Origin of the sequence: Aquisalimonas sp., assembly GCF_007120195.1 — a bacterium.
In the GTDB taxonomy this organism is placed as follows: domain Bacteria; phylum Pseudomonadota; class Gammaproteobacteria; order Nitrococcales; family Aquisalimonadaceae; genus Aquisalimonas.
The window spans coordinates 1-3,250 of sequence record NZ_SKOG01000168.1 but is presented as its reverse complement, the minus strand read 5'-3'; the positions used below and the strand labels follow the sequence as shown (position 1 = coordinate 3,250).

The window sequence follows — 3,250 nt, the reverse complement described above, 5'->3', positions numbered from 1 at the left end:
TCTGCCATCACGTAGTACAGCTCGTGAGGTATCCCGCGCTCCAAATATATGTCCTTAAACCAAGCCCTTTGCTTCCTGGTGTTGCCGGGGAAGTCTAGAACTACGGTAGTGCCAGCCATCAGAATTTGCTCAACGTGTGTTCTGAGCACTGGCTTGAGGCGAGACGAATAGCTGATGTAATTGCGTATTCCGACGCATCGTGACCACCCATTCCGATCGATCGTGACCGACTGTTCCGGGCGATGGTGACCGTGTATTCCGATTGATCGTGACCGATTTCGGCCTTCGCGTCGGAATCACCGGTCACGATGTCGGAATCAACGGCCACGATCAATCGGAATCACTCCCGGCGCGCTGGAAATCTTCTGTAACTACAGGCATATATCTCCGCTTTTGGTTATCCAAAGAGAGCGAAGATGCCAACCAAGAGGGTTCCCATGCGCAAAGTCACCGAAATCCTGCGCCTCAAATACGCTGCCGGGCTTAGCCACGGCAAGATCGCCCGCGCGCTTGGCCTGTCCAAGGGCGCGGTCAACAAGTACATAAGCCTGGCCACCGCCCGCGGTCTAACGGCCTGGCCGCTGCCGCCGGATCTGGACGAGACAGCCCTGGAGCGGCTGCTCTTTCCGCCGGCTCAGCGGCCCACCCGCTTCGCCGAGCCCGACGGTGCCTACCTCCACCAAGAGCTAAAGCGCAAGGGCGTGACGCTGCAGCTACTGTGGGGCGAGTACGCCGCCACCCACGGCGAGCGGGCGCTGCGCTACAGCCGCTTCTGCGATCACTACCGCACCTGGCGCGCCGCCCAGCGGCGCAGCATGCGTCAGCTCCACCGCGCCGGGGAGAAGCTGTTCATCGACTACTGCGGCCCCACCGTGCCGGTGGTCGATGCGGCCACCGGCGAGGTCCGCGCCGCGCAGATCTTCGTCGCCGTGCTCGGCGCCTCCAGCTACACCTACGCCGAGGCCAGTTGGAGCCAATCGCTGCCGGACTGGATCGCCTCCCACCAGCGCGCCCTGCGCTTTTTGGGCGGCGTGCCCGAGCTACTGGTCCCGGATAACCTGCGCGCGGCGGTAAGTAAGGCCTGCCGCTACAGCCCCGAGCCCAACGCCACCTACGCCGAGATGGCCGCCCACTACGGCACCGCCATCCTCCCGGCCCGGCCCTACAAGCCTAAGGACAAGGCCAAGGCGGAGGTGGGCGTGCAGTTGGTTGAGCGCTGGATCCTCGCCCGGCTGCGCCACCACCTCTTCCACTCGCTTGCCGCCCTCAACGTCGCCATCCGCGAGCTGCTCGGCGAGCTCAACGACCGGCCCTTCCAAAAACAGCCCCACAGCCGCCGGGAGCTCTACGAGCGGCTGGATCGGCCGGCGCTCCGGCCCCTGCCGGCCGAGCCCTACGAATACGCCGAGTGGCGCGAAGCCAAGCCCGGCATCGACTACCACCTTGACCTTGACGGCCGGCTCTACAGCGTCCCGCACACCCTGGTCGGTCAGCGCCTTAGCGTGCGGCTAACCGAGAGCAGCGTTGAGGTGCTGCACAAGGGCGCGCGGGTGGCCGTGCATCCGCGCCGCGGCCCCGGGCGCTATAGCACCCTGCCCGAGCATATGCCCGCCTCCCACCGCGCCCACCGGGAGTGGTCGCCGGGGCGCTTTTTGAACTGGGCTCAGGGGATCGGCCCGGCGACGCTGGCTACGGTCAAACACCAACTGGAGAGCCGCCCGCATCCCGAGCACGGCTACCGGGCTTGTCTGGGTCTGCTCAATCTGGCCCGGCGCTACACCCCCAGCCGATTGGAGGCGGCCTGCGCCCGCGCCCAGTCGATCGGCTCGCCCACCTACCGCTCGGTGAGCTCGATTCTCTCCAGCGGCCTGGACCAGCAGGCCATGGCGTCGGCGGCCGAGCAGTCGCTGCCGGCACACGAAAATATCCGCGGCGCTGACTACTACCACTAAGCCGTCACCTTCTTCGGAGAGAAAAACATGCTGATGCAACAGACCCTTGATACGCTCCATGCCCTGCGCCTGCCCGGCATGGCGCAGGCCCTACAACAGCAGCTCGAACAGCCTGCCACCCATGAGCTGTGCTTTGAGGAGCGCCTGGCCCTGCTGGTCGAGCGCGAGCTGCTGGTCCGCGATAACCGCCGCCTGAGCCGCCTGCTCAAGGCCGCCCGGCTGCGCCTTGCCGGCGCCTGCATCGAGGATATCGACTACCGCCATCCCCGCGGGCTCAAGCGTGCTCAGATTGCCGGGCTGGCCAGCGGTGAGTGGCTGCGCGCCGGGCACAACCTGTGTCTAAGCGGCCCCACCGGCACCGGCAAGACCTACCTGGCCTGCGCGCTGGGCAACCAGGCCTGCCGCCTGGGCTTCTCGGTGCGCTACTTCCGCCTCCCGCGCCTGCTTGAGCAGCTGGCCATCGCCCACGGCGACGGCTCCTATCCGCGGCTGATGGCAAGCCTTGCCAAGGCGGACCTGCTGCTGCTCGATGACTGGGCCATCCAGCCGCTGACCGCCGGCCAGCGCCACGACCTGATGGAGCTGATCGAGGACCGCCACGGGCTCAAATCCACCCTGATCGCCAGCCAGCTGCCCATCGAGCACTGGCACGATTACCTCGGCGAGCCGACCGTGGCCGATGCCATCCTCGATCGGCTGCTCCACCGCGCTCACCGCATCCCCCTGCAAGGGGAGTCGCTGCGCAAATCCAGCCCCGCCCCCGAGCAGGGTAACGGCACGGGAGCAGGCCATGCGTAATTTCCGCTACCACGTCCGCCTGGGCGAGCGCCGCACCACGGTGAGCCTGGATATAATGTTATCCGCTTATCTGGCCTTGCAGCTTGGCCATGCCCCCGAGAGCGCACCGGCGCATGAGGCGGTTCGGGCCTGGCTGCAACAGCGGCTGGATTTGGACAACGATCCTTACCGTTACGGCGTCAGCCATTGGCTCGCTCACCAGGTGATGGAGGTTATCGTGGATAAAACCTTATCCAGCGCCTACGACCAGTGGTTTCTCCAACAGTGGGAGCAGAAGCGCTAAATTTGACTGATCGTGACCGGTCAGGGTAGAAAAAGTCCCTCCAGCGCTCCGCGGTGTGCGCACCGGTCACGATCGTCGGAATGACCGGTCACGATCATCGGAATACGCACCTCTCTAAAACCGAGCAACTTGTCCGCCAAGGCTTGATAGAACATTGTCCAGCGGAAGCGTGGATCGTGAGCCACCCGATCACCAAACCGCTCACGCCAGTACGGCG

The 3,250-nt window shown here is 65.2% G+C and carries 4 protein-coding genes; 3 read left to right on the top strand and 1 reads right to left on the bottom strand.

Annotated elements, in window-relative coordinates; genetic code table 11:
• Positions 1–416 precede the first annotated feature (416 nt).
• Genes istA through QZT63_RS12565 form a run of 3 tightly spaced genes read left to right on the top strand, consistent with a single transcriptional unit; the run spans position 417 to position 3,033 of the window.
• Positions 417–1,952 carry an IS21 family transposase gene (gene istA, locus QZT63_RS12575; RefSeq protein ID WP_290651680.1) on the top strand — a complete coding sequence of 512 codons (1,536 nt, stop codon included), beginning with the start codon at positions 417–419 and terminating at the stop codon, positions 1,950–1,952.
• Between the two features lie 27 nt (positions 1,953–1,979).
• Positions 1,980–2,750 carry an IS21-like element helper ATPase IstB gene (istB, locus tag QZT63_RS12570; RefSeq protein ID WP_290651678.1) on the top strand — a complete coding sequence of 257 codons (771 nt, stop codon included), beginning with the start codon at positions 1,980–1,982 and terminating at the stop codon, positions 2,748–2,750.
• Positions 2,743–3,033 carry a hypothetical protein gene (locus QZT63_RS12565; RefSeq protein ID WP_290651676.1) on the top strand — a complete coding sequence of 97 codons (291 nt, stop codon included), beginning with the start codon at positions 2,743–2,745 and terminating at the stop codon, positions 3,031–3,033. The genes istB and QZT63_RS12565 overlap by 8 nt, the downstream gene beginning before the upstream one ends.
• A gap of 20 nt (positions 3,034–3,053) precedes the next feature.
• Here QZT63_RS12565 and QZT63_RS12560 read toward each other — a convergent pair.
• On the bottom strand, positions 3,054–3,250 hold a 197-nt coding region (locus tag QZT63_RS12560), incomplete at its 5' end, for a hypothetical protein (protein WP_290651674.1).

What these genes read in the sequence shown, in the direction of transcription:
- QZT63_RS12565 (WP_290651676.1), top strand. Translation starts at nt 2,743, where the DNA reads ATGCGTAATTTCCGCTACCACGTCCGCCTGGGCGAGCGCCGCACCACG.
- istA (WP_290651680.1), top strand. Translation starts at nt 417, where the DNA reads ATGCCAACCAAGAGGGTTCCCATGCGCAAAGTCACCGAAATCCTGCGC.
- istB (WP_290651678.1), top strand. Translation starts at nt 1,980, where the DNA reads ATGCTGATGCAACAGACCCTTGATACGCTCCATGCCCTGCGCCTGCCC.